Below are 15,234 nucleotides of genomic sequence, written 5' to 3'. Positions count from 1 at the left end.
CCATCCCTGAGAGGCGCGCGCGCTCGCGTGCTCGGGCGCTACAGCCGACCACGCCCGACTCTACGGGCGCTATCGGCGTGCCGAGCAACGCTCGGCACCTACAGAAAATGCCGCCTGCAAGGGCGGCATTTTCGTTCCGGCTACGCCGGAACCGTAACGCTACGCGTTACTGCTTCAGGGGAATCACGCGGATTTCGACGCGGCGGTTCTTGGCACGACCGGCATCGGTGCTGTTGTCGGCAATCGGGTACGACTTGCCGGCGCCCAGGGTTTCGATGCGCACGCTCTGCACGCCCTGCCCGATCAGGTACTGCGCGACCGAGTCGGCGCGTTCCTTCGACAGGCGGTTGTTGACCGCGTCGCTGCCGATGCTGTCGGTATGGCCGACCACTTCGATCATGGTCTGGTTGTAGTCGCGCAGGGTGCCTGCAACGCCATTGAGCGAGCCGTAGAACTGCGGCTTCAGGGTCGACTTGCCGAAGTCGAAGGTGATGCCGTCCGGCAGGTTCAGCATGATGTTGTCGCCCTGGCGCTGCACATCGATGCCGGTGTTGGCAGTGCGCTCGCGCAGTGCGCGTTCCTGGCGGTCCTGGTACTGGCCGACGGCGGCGCCGCTGAGCGCGCCGATACCGGCGCCGATCAGCGCATGCTGACGACGCTCCGTGGCGCTGTCGCCGGTCAGCAGGCCGGCGGCTACGCCGATGGCGGTGCCGATCAGCGCGTTGCGGCCGGTGCGGTTCTGCTGCTCGGTCGGGTTGCCGTACTGGTCACTCTGTACGTAGGAGCCGCCGGTGGCGCAGGCCGACAGGACGGCCGCACTCATCAGGGCCAGTGCGACGTTGCGGGTGGTGTTGCGGATCATGAGGTTCTCCTTGGTTTCCGGTCGGCCGGCGGCCTGCGGGCGCAAAGAGAATAAACAGCCCGATGCGATGCCGGAATGATGATCGGGCATGTCGACAGGGCCGCGTTCAGCTAACTGACCGGATCGCTCAGCCCGCACTTTACCCCGCTCCCGACTGCCGGTAGGCAGCCAGCGCGGCATCGCGGCCAACCGCCAGATCCACCAGCGGCGTGCGCGGATAGCCCGGGGCATGTGCAGCCAGCAGCAACGGATGCTGCCACGGCGCGAAGCGCGCTTTCACCGGCAGCGCCCCCAGTTCGGGCACCCAGCGGCTGATGTAGCGGGCCTGCGGGTCGAACTTCTCGGCCTGGGTGACCGGGTTGAACACTCGGAAGTAAGGCGCTGCATCGGCACCGGTCCCGGCCACCCACTGCCAGCCCATCGTGTTGTTGGCCAGGTCGGCATCGACCAGGGTGTCCCAGAACCAGCGCGCGCCATGCAGCCAGTGCGCGCGCAGGTGTTTGCACAGATAGCTGGCCACGATCATCCGCACCCGGTTGTGCATGTAACCGGTATGCCACAGCTCGCGCAGGCCTGCATCGACGATCGGCACGCCGGTGTTGCCTCGCTGCCAGTCGTGCAGTTGCGCGGCACTCGGTGTGGCCCACGGGAAACGGTCAAAGCGCGGGTTGAGGTTGTCGGTCGGCGTCTTCGGGAAGTGATGCAGCAGGTGATAGGCGAAATCACGCCAGCCGAGCTGGCGCAGATAGCCGTCGATGTCGGCCTCGGTGCCGGCGCTGCGCAGGTCTTCCAGCGCGTGGGCGATGCGCCACGGCGCGATCTCGCCGAAATGCAGGTGCGGCGACATCCGCGAGGTGCCCACGCGATCTGGCAGATCACGCTGCCCGCGGTAGCCGCGCAGCGCACCGTCCTCGAACACAGACAGCGCCTCCAGCGCACCGGCCTCGCCCGGCTGCCAGTGCTCCCAGAATCCGGCATCCCAATCCAGCGTCGGTGACAGCTGCAGCGTGTCCAGGGCGAGGCTGTCGACCGTATGCGCCGTCAGCGCCTCCGGTGCGTCCTGCAGCGCGGGCAGGCACCAATGACTGAGCACGTTGCGCCAGTATGGCGTGAACACCTTGTACGGTTGGCCTTGCTGGGTGGCGATATCCCACGGCTCGAACAGCAGGCTGCCATTGCAGCTCTGCGCTTCGATGCCCTGCTCGCGCAGCATGCGCTTGATGGTGGCGTCGCGTGGCTGGGTGGCCGGCTCGTACTTGCGGTTCCAGTACACCGCCTCGGCGCCGGTCTGTTCGACCAGCAACTGCAGGGCCGGCAAGCTGTCACCACTGCGCAGCACCAGCGACGAACCGCGCACGCGCAGGTCGGCGTCCAACGCGGCCAGTGAACGGTGGCGCCACGCATCGGAGGCGGCACCCGGCACCCACTCACCCTCTTCGTGGGGCGCATGGATGTAGATCGGCACCACTTCGTGACCGGCATCCAGCGCGGCCTGCAGCGCCGGATTGTCCTGCAGCCGCAGATCACGGCGGAACCATACCAACGCTACCGACACAGACACCGCCTTCGTTGTTGAAGGCTGACATGATAGCCAGCGGCGGTGAAGGCGTTGCACGCAGACACAGTCTGCTAGGCTGCTGGGCCGCTCCTCGTTGGACCCCGCCATGGTTGATCTGCACGCCGCATTCGCCCGCTTCGGGCTGCTGCGGGCCCAGTACGAAGGTGACTGGCAGGGACCGTTCCCGTTACCTCCGGTGCTGGCGCGCTTCTACGCGCAGGTGGGACCGCTGGGTCATGAGATCAATGCGAAGGTGGGCAACTCCGGCATCACCATTCCGGGCCTCGATGTCTGGATACCGCCGCTGCGGCGTATGTGGAGTCACCAGGCCGGTTATCGCTGGCATGGCATCAGCGGCGAGCCGATCGACAACTGGCCATCGAACTGGCTGGTGATTGCCGATCGCGGCGCCGATCCGTTCATCCTCGACCTGGATGACGGCCGTGTGCTGTTCAGTCACCACGGTGCGGGCCTGCTGGATGCCGGCGAGATCGCCGCCGACGTACTCACCCTGATGGCGGCTCTTGCGGCGGCCGGCACCGTGTATCTGGAGGCCGGCGACGACCTCTATGACGATGATGACGATGGGGGCATTCGTGCCATGCACGAGGAAGCGGCTGTGCAGGCGGTTGCGCATGTGCTTGGCAACCGTCTGGATGCCGAGTGCCTGCTGGAGACACTGCGAGGCTGAATCCACGCATGGCGTGGATCTACTGCTTGAACCGCTCCATCGCTTCACTGATCAGCGCGCGGGCTTCGGCGGCATTGCCCCAGCCATTGAGCTGCACCGGGTTGCGCCCCGCCGGCAGGTCCTTGTAGACCCGGAAGAAGGCCTCGATGCGCTGACGCTCGACCTCCGGCAGATCCTTCAGGTCGCGGATGCTGGCGTAGGTCGGGTCGACCTTGTCGGTCGGCACGCCGATGATCTTCTCGTCGTGCTCGCCGCCATCGATCATCTTCAGGTAGCCGATCGGCCGGAAGCGCACGATTACGCCCGGATGCAGCGGTTCACGGGTCAGCACCAGCGCATCCAGCGGATCGTTGTCGCCGGCCAAGGTGCGCGGCATCGAACCGTAGTTGGCCGGATAGGCGACCGGCATCGACTGGAAGCGGTCTACATGGACCAGGCCGTCTTCCTTGATCTCGTACTTGGTGAAGCTGCCGGCCGGAATCTCCACCGCCAGATTCACCTCCTGTGGGGCCTGCTGCGGCTGGGCCACCAGGAACGGATGCAGCACGCTATCGGCAGCGGTCACCGCACTGGCCAGCAACAGCAGGGCCGCACCAATGGCAGCGAGAGGAACGATGCGACGGGGCGCGGTCATATGCGTCTCCTCACTCCCAGCAGCGGTCGGCACGACCCTTGGCGGTCTGCGCGCGCGGGCAGTCGCGTGGCGTGATGCGGCCTTCGGTCAGCTCCGTGCGCTGCTTGCCACCGTTGGCATCGCGACGCAGTTCGAAGGCGTCGTACAGACGCCCGGTCACCGTGCGCGCTTCGTAGCGCAGGTGCTGCGGGTCGATGTTCAACACCTGGAACAGCTGGGTGTCCTCGGCTACCGGATCCATCGTCCTGCGTGCCTCGTCGGAAAGGCGATACTGCTTCGGTCCGGCCACGGTCACCACGTACTGCGGCGTTGCGGCCTGCCCTTCGCCACGGCGGCCATAGGTGTGGTCGTGGCCCTGCAGCACCAGATCGACGTTGTGGCGGCGCACCACCGGCAGCAGCACGTCACGCAGCGCGGCGTTCTCGCGGCCTTCACGGGGTGAGTAGAACGGCTGGTGCAGCAGCACAATGGTCCACGGCTGCCGGTTGCCGGCCAGGACCTTGTCCAACCACTGCGCCTGTGCCTTGGCGGTGCCGAGGTCGAGTGCCGAGGTGCCATCGACCACCGCCACGCGTACGCCCTGCGCATCGAACCAGTAGCTGGTCTGCTGTGCTGCGCTGGCGCCATTGCCCGGCAGCGCGAAGGTGACCGGCCAATGCTTGCCCAGCACGCGCCGCTCCTGCGGGGTGTCCTCGAATTCCTCGAAGTACTCGTGGTTGCCGATCGCCGGGGCCACCAGGGTTTCCTGCGCCAGCCAGCTGGTAGCAGCAAACCACTCGCCCCATTCGCTGTCATCCATGTTGTCGCCGCCGCTGACCAGGTCACCGGCGAACAGGCTCATGCGTGCCTGCGGTGCGGCCTTCTGCGCGGCGCGCACTACACGGCTGACATGGCTGACGTTCTTGTTCTGGGTATCACCGAAGTACAGCAGGGTCAGCGGCTGGTCGGCCGCGGCGAGCGTGCGCAGCTGGTTCCAGGCGCTCCAGCTGCCGTTGCCCTGCACGCGGTAGACGTACTGGGTATCCGGCTGCAGGCCGCTGACGTCCGCGCGATGATGATGCGACAGCCCGTTCTCGGTCTGCAGCGCGCGGGTCGTTGCGCGCACCTGGCGGATGCCCTCGATGGCCGGCGAATCCCCGGCGAGGGCAATCTCGAGCAGCGGTGCCTGCACGCTGCCATCGGTACGCCAGGCCACGGCGAAACCGTGGCTGGGATCGACCGCCGGCGAGGCGACAATGCGGTCCGGCACCGCCGTCGCTGCGTAGTGCCGGCTGCCCGCCGGCACCTGGGTATTGGGTTCGGCCGCTGCGAACGACAGCGACGGCAATGCCAGCAGCAGCCCCAACGCCAGCGTACGCATCACGCAATGCCCGCTCATGCGCCACACTCCAGCGGCAATGCCAACTGCTTGGCGATGCTCTCCCAGTCGAACGCCACCACGCCCTGATCGTCATGCACGGCATACAGTGCACCGTGCGGGAAGCGCGCACTGGGTTGCTGCATCATCCAGATGCCGTCGGTGTTGGCCACGGTATTGCCCTGGAACGCGCCGACCGGTTTCAGCGTGTGCCGGTCGAACAGGTGGAACACACTGCGCTGCTTGCCCTGTTCGGTGGTGATCCACCAGCCGTCCTTGCCGCAGGTACGCAGGGTCACGCCTTCAGCCTGCGCCTTGAACACATCGCGACCAAAGGTAGTACCGGTGAAGCGACCCGCCAGGGTGTAGACCTTGAACTCGCTGGCGTAGCTCTCGTCCTCTTCGGCGATCAGCAGCCGGTCGTTCTCGGGGTCGCCCCAGATCGACTCGACCACGCGCAGCGCTCCCGCCTCGGTGGTATCGCCGATGCTGGCCACCAGCTTCGCCTCGACCTTCGCGCCGTCGCGGGTCACATGGTACTGGCGCACGCGCTTGTCCAGCTCGGCCAGCGGCGGCAGGATGTCACGCCCCTGCGCATCCTCGCCGTTGTCCCAGGAGTCGGTGACGTAGACGCTGTAGCCATCGGCACGGCGGTCGACCCACAGCCCGTACGGCTTGCGCAGGTCGTCCACAGCGAACGTCGCCAGCGGCGCGAAGTCCGGCAGGCTCAGCACCTGCACGCGGTGATTGTCGCGCTCCACGATCCACAGCAGGTCGTCGGTCACCGCGATGCCGTTTGGGCGGTCGAACTGCCCCGGTGCGGTGCCGCTGGTGCCGACGTCACGCAGGTGCTGGCCGGTGCTGCCGTCGTAGACCACCAGCTTGTCGGTCGCCTTTGCGGTGGCGATCAGCCACAGCGTGCCGTCCGGGGTACGCCAGGCCGCCGGCGAATCGATGTTGTCAGCCGGGGTCATCGGCGAAAGGAAGGCCTCGGCGATGGTGGTCACCGCCCGTTCGCCGTTGGCCTTCGCTGTCGCCGCGGCCGAGGCAGGGTCATTGCCGGTGGCCGGCGTGCAGCCGGCGGCGAATGCTACCGCCAGCGCGGCGGCCAGGGCAGTAGTGCCACGCCCCATCACAGTGCCACCTTCAGGCCGAGCGCATAGGTGCGACCGTATTCTTCCATCTGCAGGGTGCGCGAACGCGTGCCCTGGTACAGCTCAAGCGGCTTGTCCAGCAGGTTCTGCGCCTCGAAGTACATGCTTACGCGCGAGGTGAACTTGTAGTCCAGCGAGAAATCGAGCTGGGTGTTCGGCGCAACGTAGATGTCGAACGCGCGGCCCTTGCCGATGCTGTCCAGGTACTCGCTGCGGTACACCGCCGCCAGCCGCGTACTGACACCATATTTTTCATAGCCGATGTGGGCGCTGTAGACATGCTTGGAGGCGCGCGGCAGTGTGAAATCCTCGCCTGCACGGTCCTTGATGCCGGCATCGAATTTGGTATCCAGCCAGGTACCACTGGCACCGACCAGCAGGCCATCCAGGCCGTCCGGCAGGAAGGCCAGCTGCTGCTGCCAGTTGAATTCCGCGCCACGCACGGTGGCCTTGCGGCCGTTGATCGGCTGGGTCACATCGAAACCGTCGTAGGCCGGATCATTGGTCCGCACCGTTTGCACGATGTAGCCATCGATCGACTTGTGGAACAGGCCAAGTGAAACGATGCCGGTGCTGCCGATGTATTTCTCCACCGACAGGTCGATGTTCTTCGACTCGTAGGGATCCAGCTCCGGATTACCCAGGCGCACTTCCTCGTCGCCGCGGCTGTAGCCCACGCGTGGCGAGACATCGCCGAACGAAGGACGCGATACGGTCTTGTTGGCCGAGGCGCGCAGTACCCAGTCTTCGGCCGCGTCATAGCGCAGGTGCAGGCCCGGCAGCACGTTGGTGTAGCTGCTGTTGGCCACGCGCGGGGTGACGGTGAAGCTGCGGCCGTTGGCGGCCACGTCCACCTGGTTGCCGATCGCCTTGAACTGGGTGTTCTCCACGCGCACGCCGCCGATGATGCGCAGCGCACCGATGTCCCAGGTACCCATCGCATAGCTGGCGAAGATGTCCTCGCTGGCCACGTAGTCTTCTTCCAGCGAGGTCATCGCATTGCCGCCAATGTCCTGCGGGCGCGCGCTGTACTGGCTGCCATTGGCCGCCCAGAACGCGCGCATCGCGGCCGAGTCCATGCCATCCCCCATGTTGCCGTGGCGGTGCTCCGGCGAGGAAGTGGTCCAGCTCGACAGCGCCACCTTCGGGCCGACGCGCAGTTCGCGCTCGTCCACATTCACGTCGCGGTCGCGCCAGCGGCCCAGCAGGCCGAACTTGATGCTGCTGCTGTCGCCGTCGAAGCGCACGTTGACCTGCGCGCTGTGTTCCTTGTCGTTGACCTGCTTGGGCGAGAGCACGAAGCGGTCGAATGCGTAGTTGCTGTTGTCCAGCCACTGCGGGTTGTCGAAGCTGTAGCTGGGCAGGCGGCTGCTCTGGTCCAGGGTGCCGTTGAAGGCCTTGCCGTTGAGCTTGAAGCGCGCCTCCATCTCGTCGTTCACCCGCTCTTCGGTACGGGTGTAGCCGATCCGGTAATCGACCACGGCGTTGGTCAGCTTGTTCTCGCCACCGAGACTGGCCGCGAAGGTGTTTTCCTTCTTGGTGCGGTAGCGCATGCGCTTGTCGATGGAATCCTTCGGCATGGCATCCAGCCGATACTGGTCGGTGCCGGTCTTGACCATCTTCGCGTCGTCGAAGTTGAAGATCACGCGCTGGCGGGTCTCCGCGTCGTCGAACTGGCTGTACAGCGTGCGCAGGTAGTATTTGCTGTCTTCATTCGGGCGCCAGTCAAGGTTGAGGTTGGCACCGATGCGCTTGCGCTCGATCTCGTACTTGCGGTGCTGCAGATTGATCGCGGTGACATCACCGGGGGCGGCATCGTCCTCGCCGTCGTACTCCACTTCTGTGTTGTCCGACTCGAACGTGCGCTTCTGGTAGTTCACGCCCAACGCCACGCCGAAAGTGTCGTTGAACACTTCGCTGTAGTTGAAGGCGGCCTTGGGGCTGGTCTCACCGGAGAGCTGCTGATGGCTGCCCTCGATCTTGCCACGCAGGCTGCGACCGTCACGGTCGAAGGCCGACGCCGATTCCACCAGTACGGCGCCACCGATGGCATCACCCGGCATGTCCGGGGTCGGTGACTTCACCACGCGCAGGCGCTCGGTGGAATCGGAGGGAATCACATCCAGAGGTGCGGCACGACTGGAATCTTCCGGCGTACCGATGGCGATGCCATCCACGCTGACACTGTTGAGGTTGGCGTCCAGACCGCGGATGACCACGAAGCGCCCCTCGCCCTGGTCGCGGGTCACGCTGATACCCGGCAGGCGCTGCAGCGACTCGGCCACGTTCTTGTCCGGGTACTGACCCAGTGCATCGGAGGACACCGCATCCTCGATGGCGTCGCTGCTGCGCTTGAGGTCGACCGCGCGGATCTGCGATTCGAGCTGGGCGCGCACTTCGATGCGGTCCAGGTCGACCGCGTCGGACGCCACGGCGCCGGTGGCCGCTACCGCCTGCTGCCCGGCGGCCTGCAGCGGTGCTGCGGCCCCCATTGCCAGGGTCAGCGTGATGGCAACGGCCAACGGAGTCTTGATATGCACTGGGAATCCCCATTCCTGTTAAGAATGGGTCTGCACGGTATGTCCGCAAGGTTGCATGGCCGTGACATGCGCCTGCACATTTCGAGTGACACCGCTCCGGGCCAGGTTTGGGTTCGGCCCGCCAATCCGGCAAAATGGCGTCCTCTCTCCTTCTCCCCCCTTCCGACCATGAAGATCGTCGAAGTGCGCCACCCGCTGGTGCAGCACAAGATCGGCCTGATGCGCAACGCTGCGCTCAGCACCAAGGATTTCCGCGAACTGGCCAACGAGCTGGGTACGCTGCTGGCCTACGAGGCCACCGCAGACCTGGAGACCGAGCCGCACACCCTGCCCGGCTGGGCCGGCCCGGTCACCGTGCAGCGCATTGCGGGCGCCAAGATCACCGTGGTGCCGATCCTGCGCGCCGGCCTGGGCATGCTCAGTGGCGTGCTGTCGCTGATCCCGGCGGCCCGTGTCAGCGTGGTCGGCCTGCAGCGCGATGAGGAAACCCTGCAGCCGGTGCCCTACTTCGAGCGCCTGACCGGGCGCCTGGAAGAGCGCGACGCGCTGATCCTGGACCCGATGCTGGCCACCGGCGGCACCCTGATCGCCACCATCGACATGCTCAAGCGTGCCGGCGCCCGCCGCATCAAGGGCATCTTCCTGGTGGCCGCGCCGGAAGGCATCGAGGCGGTCAAGGCGGTGCACCCGGACGTGGAGATCTACACCGCGGCCATTGATGCCCAGCTCAACGACAAGGGCTACATCCTGCCGGGCCTGGGCGATGCCGGTGACCGCATCTTCGGTACCCGCGTCGGCTGATCCGACGAGCCGGGGTCAGAGCCCTTTCGCCGCGAAAGGGATCTGACCCCAACAGCGCAGGCCGTCGCGGCCGCGTTGCGATTCTTCACGTGCTCTTGGCGCCGGGAAGCGAATGCTCCGCGCACCCGCCCCCCTTGGAGCTCCCGATGAAAGCCTCTTTCCTGCTGGCCGCCGTCCTGCTGGTCGGCCTGCCCCTGGCTGCCAATGCCACCACTCCGCAGCAGCAGCGCATGGCCGAATGCTCGGCCAAGAACAAAGGGCTGAAGGGCGATGCCTACAAGACTGCACAGAGCTCCTGCCTCAGCGGCCACGCCGCCGACGCCAAGCCGGTCAATACGCAGCAGGAACGCATGCGCAAGTGCAACGCTGACGCGGGCGCCAAAAAGCTGGCCGGTGATGCGCGCAAAACCTTCATGAGCAGCTGCCTGAAGGCGTCGTAGCGATCAGGTCCGGGTAGAACGCCATCCACGCATGGCGTGGATCTATCCGCACACGAAGGCCGGGCATTGCCCGGCCTTTTCATTACCCCAGGGCGCGCGCCTTCAACTCACCCTGCTCGTGGAGGGTCACGAAACGCCCCTTGTCATCCCTGCCAAGCTGCGCCAATGCCACCTGCGGGTCGTGGGTGAAGAACAGCCGCACGTTGCGCGCCAGCTTGTCTTCCAGGAACTGCCGCTTCTCGTCGATCAGCAGCTCGGCGTTGCGGTCGTAGCCCATCGTGATCGGCACATGCACCCATGAGCGACCGGGAATCAGGTCGGCACAGAACACCACCCCGCCGTGCGCATCCTCGCCGGCGTGCGCGTGGCCGACGATCTCGGCCAGCATCAGGCCCGGCGTATGCCCGTCGCTGTAGCTGAAGCGCACGCTGCGGCCGAGCGCCTTCGAGTACTCCCCGTCCACCACTTCCAGCCGGCCACTGGCCTGCAGCAGGCCGGGCAGTTCCGGAATGAAGCTGGCGCGATCGCGCGGGTGTGGCTGCACGGCGCGCTGCCAATGCTGCGCGCCGACCACATAGGTTGCGTTGGGGAACAGCAGCTCGGGCTCACGCCCTTCGCTCCATGCCGCCAGCAGGCCACCGGCATGATCGAAATGCAGGTGGCTGAGCACCACCACGTCGATATCCTCGTGCTCGAAGCCGGCTTCGCGCAGCGAATCGATCAGCACGTGCTGGCTTTCCTGCACGCCGTAGCGTTCGCGCATGCGCGGATCGAAGAACGCCCCGATACCGGTTTCAAACAGCACCGTCTTGCCTTCCAGCGGGCTGGCAAGCAGCGCACGGCAGGCCAGCTCGATGCGATTGAGCTCGTCCGGTACCGCCCATTTTTCCCATAACGCGCGCGGCGCGTTGCCGAACATCGCGCCGCCATCGAGGCGCTGCGAGTTTCCACGAATAGACCAGAGTTTCATGTGTCGATTATCGGCGCCGGCTCGTTAAATAATCGCTAGAAAGGAAACAGAAAACCCCGCCGGCAAAGGCGGGGTTTCGATAATCAGCCGGATTGCCGGCCAGCAGCCGCCACGACCGGATCAGTGTGCCGGCACCACCTGGGCACTGCCCACCGGGTTGCGCGGGTCACTGCCACCGAACAGCTTGTTCGCCTTGCGGTCCCATTCCACGGTCTGCAGGTTGCCCCACACATGGCTGGACCCGCGGCCGCCCGCGGCAACGTCGCCCGGCAGGTCGATCTTGTGACCCATCGCCTGCAGCTGCTTCACCGTCGCCGCGTCGAACGCATCGTCCTCGGCTTCGATCACGTCCGGCAGCCACTGGTGGTGGTAGCGCGGCAGCGCGGCAACCTGCTGCGCATCCAGGCCGTCGTCGTAGCCGAGGATGCCCAGCAGCACCATGGTGATGATGCGGCTGCCACCCGGGGTGCCCAGCACCACCACCTTGTCGGCGTTTTCCATGAAGGTCGGCGTCATCGAGCTGAGCATGCGCTTGCCCGCCTTCGGCGCATTGGCTTCATAGCCCATCACGCCGAACGCATTGGGCGTGCCCGGCTTCAGCGCGAAGTCGTCCATCTCGTTGTTCATCAGCACGCCGGTGCCCTTGGGAATCAACCCCGAGCCGTACAGCAGGTTGACGGTCTGGGTGGCGCCGACGCGGTTGCCGTCGCGGTCGATGATCGAGAAGTGCGTGGTCTCGTCGTCTTCCAGCGGCGTCGGGTTGCCCGACAGCAGGTCGCTGGGCGTGGCCTTCTCCGGATGGATGGTCGCCCGCAGGCCCTGTGCGTAGTCCTTGCTGGTCAGCACCTTCTGCGGGATCTGCACGAAGTCCGGATCGCCGAGGAAGAAGGTGCGGTCGCGGTAGGCGCGACGCATCGACTCCACCACCAGATGGGTGCGGTGCGCCGGGTCCATTTTCTTGATGTCCCAGCCTTCCAGGATCTGCAGCATGCTGGCCAGCGCGATACCACCAGACGACGGCGGCGGCGCGGTGGTGATCTTCCAGCCGTTGTAGTTGAAGACGATCGGCTCGCGCTGCTTCACGCGGTAGCCAGCCAGTTCTTCAGCGGTCCACCTTCCACCGGCCTGCTTCACGCCGGCCAGCAGCAACTTGCCGGTCTGGCCCTTGTAGAAACCATCGAAGCCACCCGCGGCCAAGCGCTCCAGCGTCTGTGCCAGCTCCGGCTGCTTGAACAGGTCACCGCTGGCGATCGGCTTGCCATTGCGCAGGTAGACCTCGCGCGTGCCGGGATAGCGCTCCATCACTTCACGGCGCGAGGCATAGCCCCTGGCCATGCGGTCGTACACCGGGAAGCCTTCGCGCGCGATACGGATGGCCGGCTGCAGCGAGGCCGCCAATGGCAGCTTGCCGTGCTTGGCCGACAGTTCAACCAGCGCTGCAGGCAGGCCCGGGATACCGGCCGACCAGGCGCCATTGACCGAGCGGTCACGGTCGAGGTTGCCCTGCTTGTCGAGGAACGCCTGCGGGGTTGCTGCAGCCGGCGCGGTCTCGCGCGCGTCCAGCATCACGTCCTTGCCGGTGGCCGCATCGTGCAGCAGGAAGAAGCCACCACCACCCAGGCCGGAACTGATCGGCTCGACCACCGCCAGCGTGGACGATACCGCCACCGCGGCATCGAAGGCGTTGCCGCCCTGCGCCAGGATATCGATGCCCGCCTGGGTGGCCAGCGCATGGCCGCTGGCAATGGCCGCGCCATCAGGGCGCTCGGCACGGGCCGGACTGTCGGCCCAGGCAATCGGGCTCAGCAGCAGGCCGAGCAGCAACAGGGGGCGGACGATCAGCGTCTTCATTCGGATGGGGGCTCCGCGTAGAGTTCGGGGTGATCGTGCTGCAGCTGGCGCAGCTTGGCCAGCAGCTGGTCTTCCGTTTCCACGATCTCCGGGTCCGGGTCGATGCACTCGACCGGGCACACGACCACGCACTGTGGCTCGTCGAAATGACCCACGCATTCGGTGCAGCGCGCAGGGTCGATCACGTAGATGGTTTCACCCATCGCAATGGCCTGGTTCGGGCAGGCCGGCTCGCATACGTCGCAGTTGACGCAGAGCTCATTGATTTTCAGCGACACGGCGATACTCCTCGCCCGCGCCCTGGGACAAAGGACCGGCCAGCGCGGGCGCGCGGGCCGGTCAGGTCATCAGCGGCGCCCTTGCAGGACGCCGCCCGGGCCATGCCGGAGCATGGCCGCCATGGCTCGGTATTACTTGGCTTCGACGAAAATGTACTCGGCACCGGTCGGCTGGATGGCAGCCTGCACGCGGGCGTTGTCGGCCGACTGGCCGATGAAGACGACGCGCACGCCCTTCATCGAATCCGGCGACACGTCCTTGAAGACGGCCTGGATCATGTCAGCCATCTTGCCCGAGGCCGACGAACCGAAGGCCAGCATGTTGCCCGGCTGCACGCCACGAGCCACGGCCTGGGTCGCGCTCTCGGTCTGGCGCTCGTACTTGGCCTGGAAGTCCGGGTCCGATTCCGGCGAGAGGTAGTACAGGAACGGGCTGTTGGTGATGTTGCCCATGTTCTGGATCGCCACTTCCTGCAGGTACTTCTTCCAGCCTGCATCGTCGTCCTTGGACGGAGCGACCAGGGCCTGCTTGGCCTCGTCGACCGGAGCGGCCTCTTCCTTCTTGCAGGCAGTGAAGGCCAGGGCCAACGAAGCGATCAGCATCGCGCGCATGGTGGTGTTCATGGGTTTCCTCCCGGAATGGTGCGTGGTGTTGTACGTAAAGGGGGTGCGGGTACCGCGGGGCTTACGACTGCGCCGACTTCGCTTCGCGGACCTTGCGCAGGGCTTCGAGCACCGCGGCCGGCACGAAACCGGACACGTCGCCGCCCAGGCGCGCGATCTCGCGGACCAGCGATGACGAAATGAAGCTGTGCTGCTCGGCCGGGGTCAGGAACAGGGTCTCGACTTCGGGAATCAGATGGCGGTTCATGCTGGCCATCTGGAACTCGTATTCGAAGTCGGACACCGCGCGCAGGCCGCGCAGCAGGACCCCGCCCTGCACCGAACGTACGAAATGCGCCAGCAGCGTATCGAAACCGATGACCTCGACGTTGCTGTGGTGGGCCAGCGCGCCACGTGCCAGCTGCACGCGCTGCTCCAGCGGCAGCGCCGGGCCCTTGGACGGGCTCTGCGCCACGCCGACCACGACCTTTTCGAACAGCGGCGCGGCCCGGCTCACCAGGTCGATATGACCGTTGGTGATGGGGTCGAACGTGCCGGGGTAAACGGCGATGCGGCGATTGGCCACGGTCATGGGCGGTTGCAGATGTTCAGATGAGGTCAAAGTGTAGCAGTGGCGCGGCGGTACAGGGCAAAGCGCACTTCGCGGGTGCCGCCCTCGCGGTGCAGCAGCCAGTCCGGCGGCAGCACCGGCACGTGGCCGGCCGGCGATTCCAGGTACAGCCAGGCATCGGCAGCCAGATGCCGCGGGAGCTGGACCAGCACGTCCTGCCACAGGCCGTCGGCGAACGGCGGGTCGATGAACACCAGATCGGCCTGCTGTGCCGGTGCGCCCTGCAGCCAGCGCAGGGCATCGGCCTGCACGACGGTGACCTGGCCGGAGGCCTGCAGCTTGGCCACGGCCGCGGTCAGATTGCGTCCCAGCTGCGCGTCACGCTCGACCAGAGTGGCGTGGGCGGCGCCGCGCGAGACCGCCTCCAGGCCCAACGCGCCACTGCCGGCGAACAGGTCCAGCACCCGCGCGCCGCCCAGTCTGGGCATCAACCAGTTGAAAAGGGTCTCGCGCACGCGGTCGCTGCTGGGCCGAAGCCCTGGCAGGGTCGGCACCGGCAGGCGGGTATTGCGCCAGCGCCCGCCGATGATGCGGACCTGACCGTCATTGCCCCCACGGCCGCTCACCGGCGCCCCCGGCGGGAGGTATTCGAGAATTTCAGCATGAGCGGGATTGTAGTTCGGCCGGGCGGCGCCCGGCACCCGCAGAGGCCGAAGCAACGGCAAAAGCCGGCTATCCGTGGGTTGGCGGGGGGGGGGGGGGGGGGGGGGGGGGGGGGGGGGGGGGGGGTGGGGGGCGCCCCCCCCCCCCGCCCTTCCCCGGGGCGCCCCCCCCCCCGCGGCCCCCCCCCCCCCCCCCCCCCCCCCCACCCCGCCTTCGACAGTTTCCCGCGATCTGCAGTAGATCCACGCCATGCGTGGATGA

Annotated in this window: 15 protein-coding genes; 3 read left to right on the top strand and 12 right to left on the bottom strand. The window is 66.5% G+C overall.

The annotated features are described in order from the left end of the window. Nucleotides 1–166: 166 nt before the first annotated feature. Nucleotides 167–862: a YiaD family glycine zipper/OmpA-like lipoprotein gene (locus V3B46_RS19380; protein WP_010484399.1), complete on the bottom strand. Its 696-nt coding sequence runs from the start codon at nt 860–862 to the stop codon at nt 167–169. A 139-nt stretch (nt 863–1,001) separates the two neighbouring features. Next, entirely contained in the window at nt 1,002–2,417 is a 1,416-nt protein-coding gene (locus tag V3B46_RS19375) for a cryptochrome/photolyase family protein (RefSeq protein ID WP_329892689.1), read from the bottom strand. Nucleotides 2,418–2,526: 109 nt separating this feature from the next. Between V3B46_RS19375 and V3B46_RS19370 the strand changes: the two genes are divergently transcribed. Further along, nucleotides 2,527–3,111, top strand: a complete 585-nt coding sequence (locus V3B46_RS19370; protein ID WP_329892660.1) for a hypothetical protein — start codon at nt 2,527–2,529, stop codon at nt 3,109–3,111. Between the two features lie 19 nt (nt 3,112–3,130). On the opposite strand, the gene V3B46_RS19365 is transcribed toward V3B46_RS19370, so the two are convergent. Genes V3B46_RS19365 through V3B46_RS19350 form a run of 4 tightly spaced genes read right to left on the bottom strand, consistent with a single transcriptional unit; the run spans nt 3,131 to nt 8,748 of the window. Next, entirely contained in the window at nt 3,131–3,745 is a 615-nt protein-coding gene (locus tag V3B46_RS19365) for an inorganic diphosphatase (RefSeq protein ID WP_329892659.1), read from the bottom strand. A 10-nt stretch (nt 3,746–3,755) separates the two neighbouring features. Beyond that, nucleotides 3,756–5,105, bottom strand: a complete 1,350-nt coding sequence (locus V3B46_RS19360) for a purple acid phosphatase family protein (protein ID WP_329892688.1) — start codon at nt 5,103–5,105, stop codon at nt 3,756–3,758. A 14-nt stretch (nt 5,106–5,119) separates the two neighbouring features. Beyond that, nucleotides 5,120–6,235: a phytase gene (locus tag V3B46_RS19355; protein ID WP_329892658.1), complete on the bottom strand. Its 1,116-nt coding sequence runs from the start codon at nt 6,233–6,235 to the stop codon at nt 5,120–5,122. Beyond that, nucleotides 6,235–8,748, bottom strand: a complete 2,514-nt coding sequence (locus tag V3B46_RS19350) for a TonB-dependent receptor (protein ID WP_489686300.1) — start codon at nt 8,746–8,748, stop codon at nt 6,235–6,237. Before V3B46_RS19350 ends, V3B46_RS19355 begins: the two co-directional genes overlap by 1 nt. Nucleotides 8,749–8,964: 216 nt before the next feature. Between V3B46_RS19350 and upp the strand changes: the two genes are divergently transcribed. Continuing rightward, the gene (gene upp, locus V3B46_RS19345) at nt 8,965–9,597 is read left to right on the top strand and encodes a uracil phosphoribosyltransferase (RefSeq protein WP_004153184.1); all 633 of its coding nucleotides are present in this window, start codon (nt 8,965–8,967) and stop codon (nt 9,595–9,597) included. Between the two features lie 146 nt (nt 9,598–9,743). Continuing rightward, on the top strand, nt 9,744–10,037 hold the full coding sequence (locus tag V3B46_RS19340) for a PsiF family protein (protein WP_032130275.1): 294 nt from the start codon (nt 9,744–9,746) through the stop codon (nt 10,035–10,037). 82 nt (nt 10,038–10,119) lie between these two features. Here V3B46_RS19340 and V3B46_RS19335 read toward each other — a convergent pair whose 3' ends face one another. From V3B46_RS19335 to rsmD, 6 genes are all read right to left on the bottom strand, one after another. Further along, nucleotides 10,120–11,007: an MBL fold metallo-hydrolase gene (locus tag V3B46_RS19335; protein WP_154263190.1), complete on the bottom strand. Its 888-nt coding sequence runs from the start codon at nt 11,005–11,007 to the stop codon at nt 10,120–10,122. A gap of 120 nt (nt 11,008–11,127) precedes the next feature. Then, complete coding sequence (gene ggt, locus V3B46_RS19330; protein ID WP_329892656.1) at nt 11,128–12,858, bottom strand: gamma-glutamyltransferase; 1,731 nt, start codon at nt 12,856–12,858, stop codon at nt 11,128–11,130. Next, entirely contained in the window at nt 12,855–13,136 is a 282-nt protein-coding gene (locus V3B46_RS19325) for a YfhL family 4Fe-4S dicluster ferredoxin (RefSeq protein ID WP_004153175.1), read from the bottom strand. The genes ggt and V3B46_RS19325 overlap by 4 nt, the downstream gene beginning before the upstream one ends. Before the next feature lie 132 nt (nt 13,137–13,268). Further along, entirely contained in the window at nt 13,269–13,760 is a 492-nt protein-coding gene (locus V3B46_RS19320; RefSeq protein WP_004153167.1) for a hypothetical protein, read from the bottom strand. A 61-nt stretch (nt 13,761–13,821) separates the two neighbouring features. Next, nucleotides 13,822–14,331, bottom strand: coding sequence for a pantetheine-phosphate adenylyltransferase (gene coaD, locus V3B46_RS19315; RefSeq protein ID WP_032130277.1), 510 nt, complete (start codon nt 14,329–14,331; stop codon nt 13,822–13,824). Nucleotides 14,332–14,357: 26 nt separating this feature from the next. Next, nucleotides 14,358–14,966, bottom strand: a complete 609-nt coding sequence (gene rsmD, locus V3B46_RS19310) for a 16S rRNA (guanine(966)-N(2))-methyltransferase RsmD (protein ID WP_329892687.1) — start codon at nt 14,964–14,966, stop codon at nt 14,358–14,360. Nucleotides 14,967–15,234: the final 268 nt, after the last annotated feature.

Origin of the sequence: Stenotrophomonas sp. SMYL11 (genome assembly GCF_036320005.1) — a bacterium.
GTDB classification, from domain to species: domain Bacteria; phylum Pseudomonadota; class Gammaproteobacteria; order Xanthomonadales; family Xanthomonadaceae; genus Stenotrophomonas; species Stenotrophomonas maltophilia_A.
This window is presented reverse-complemented; position numbering and strand designations above follow the sequence as displayed.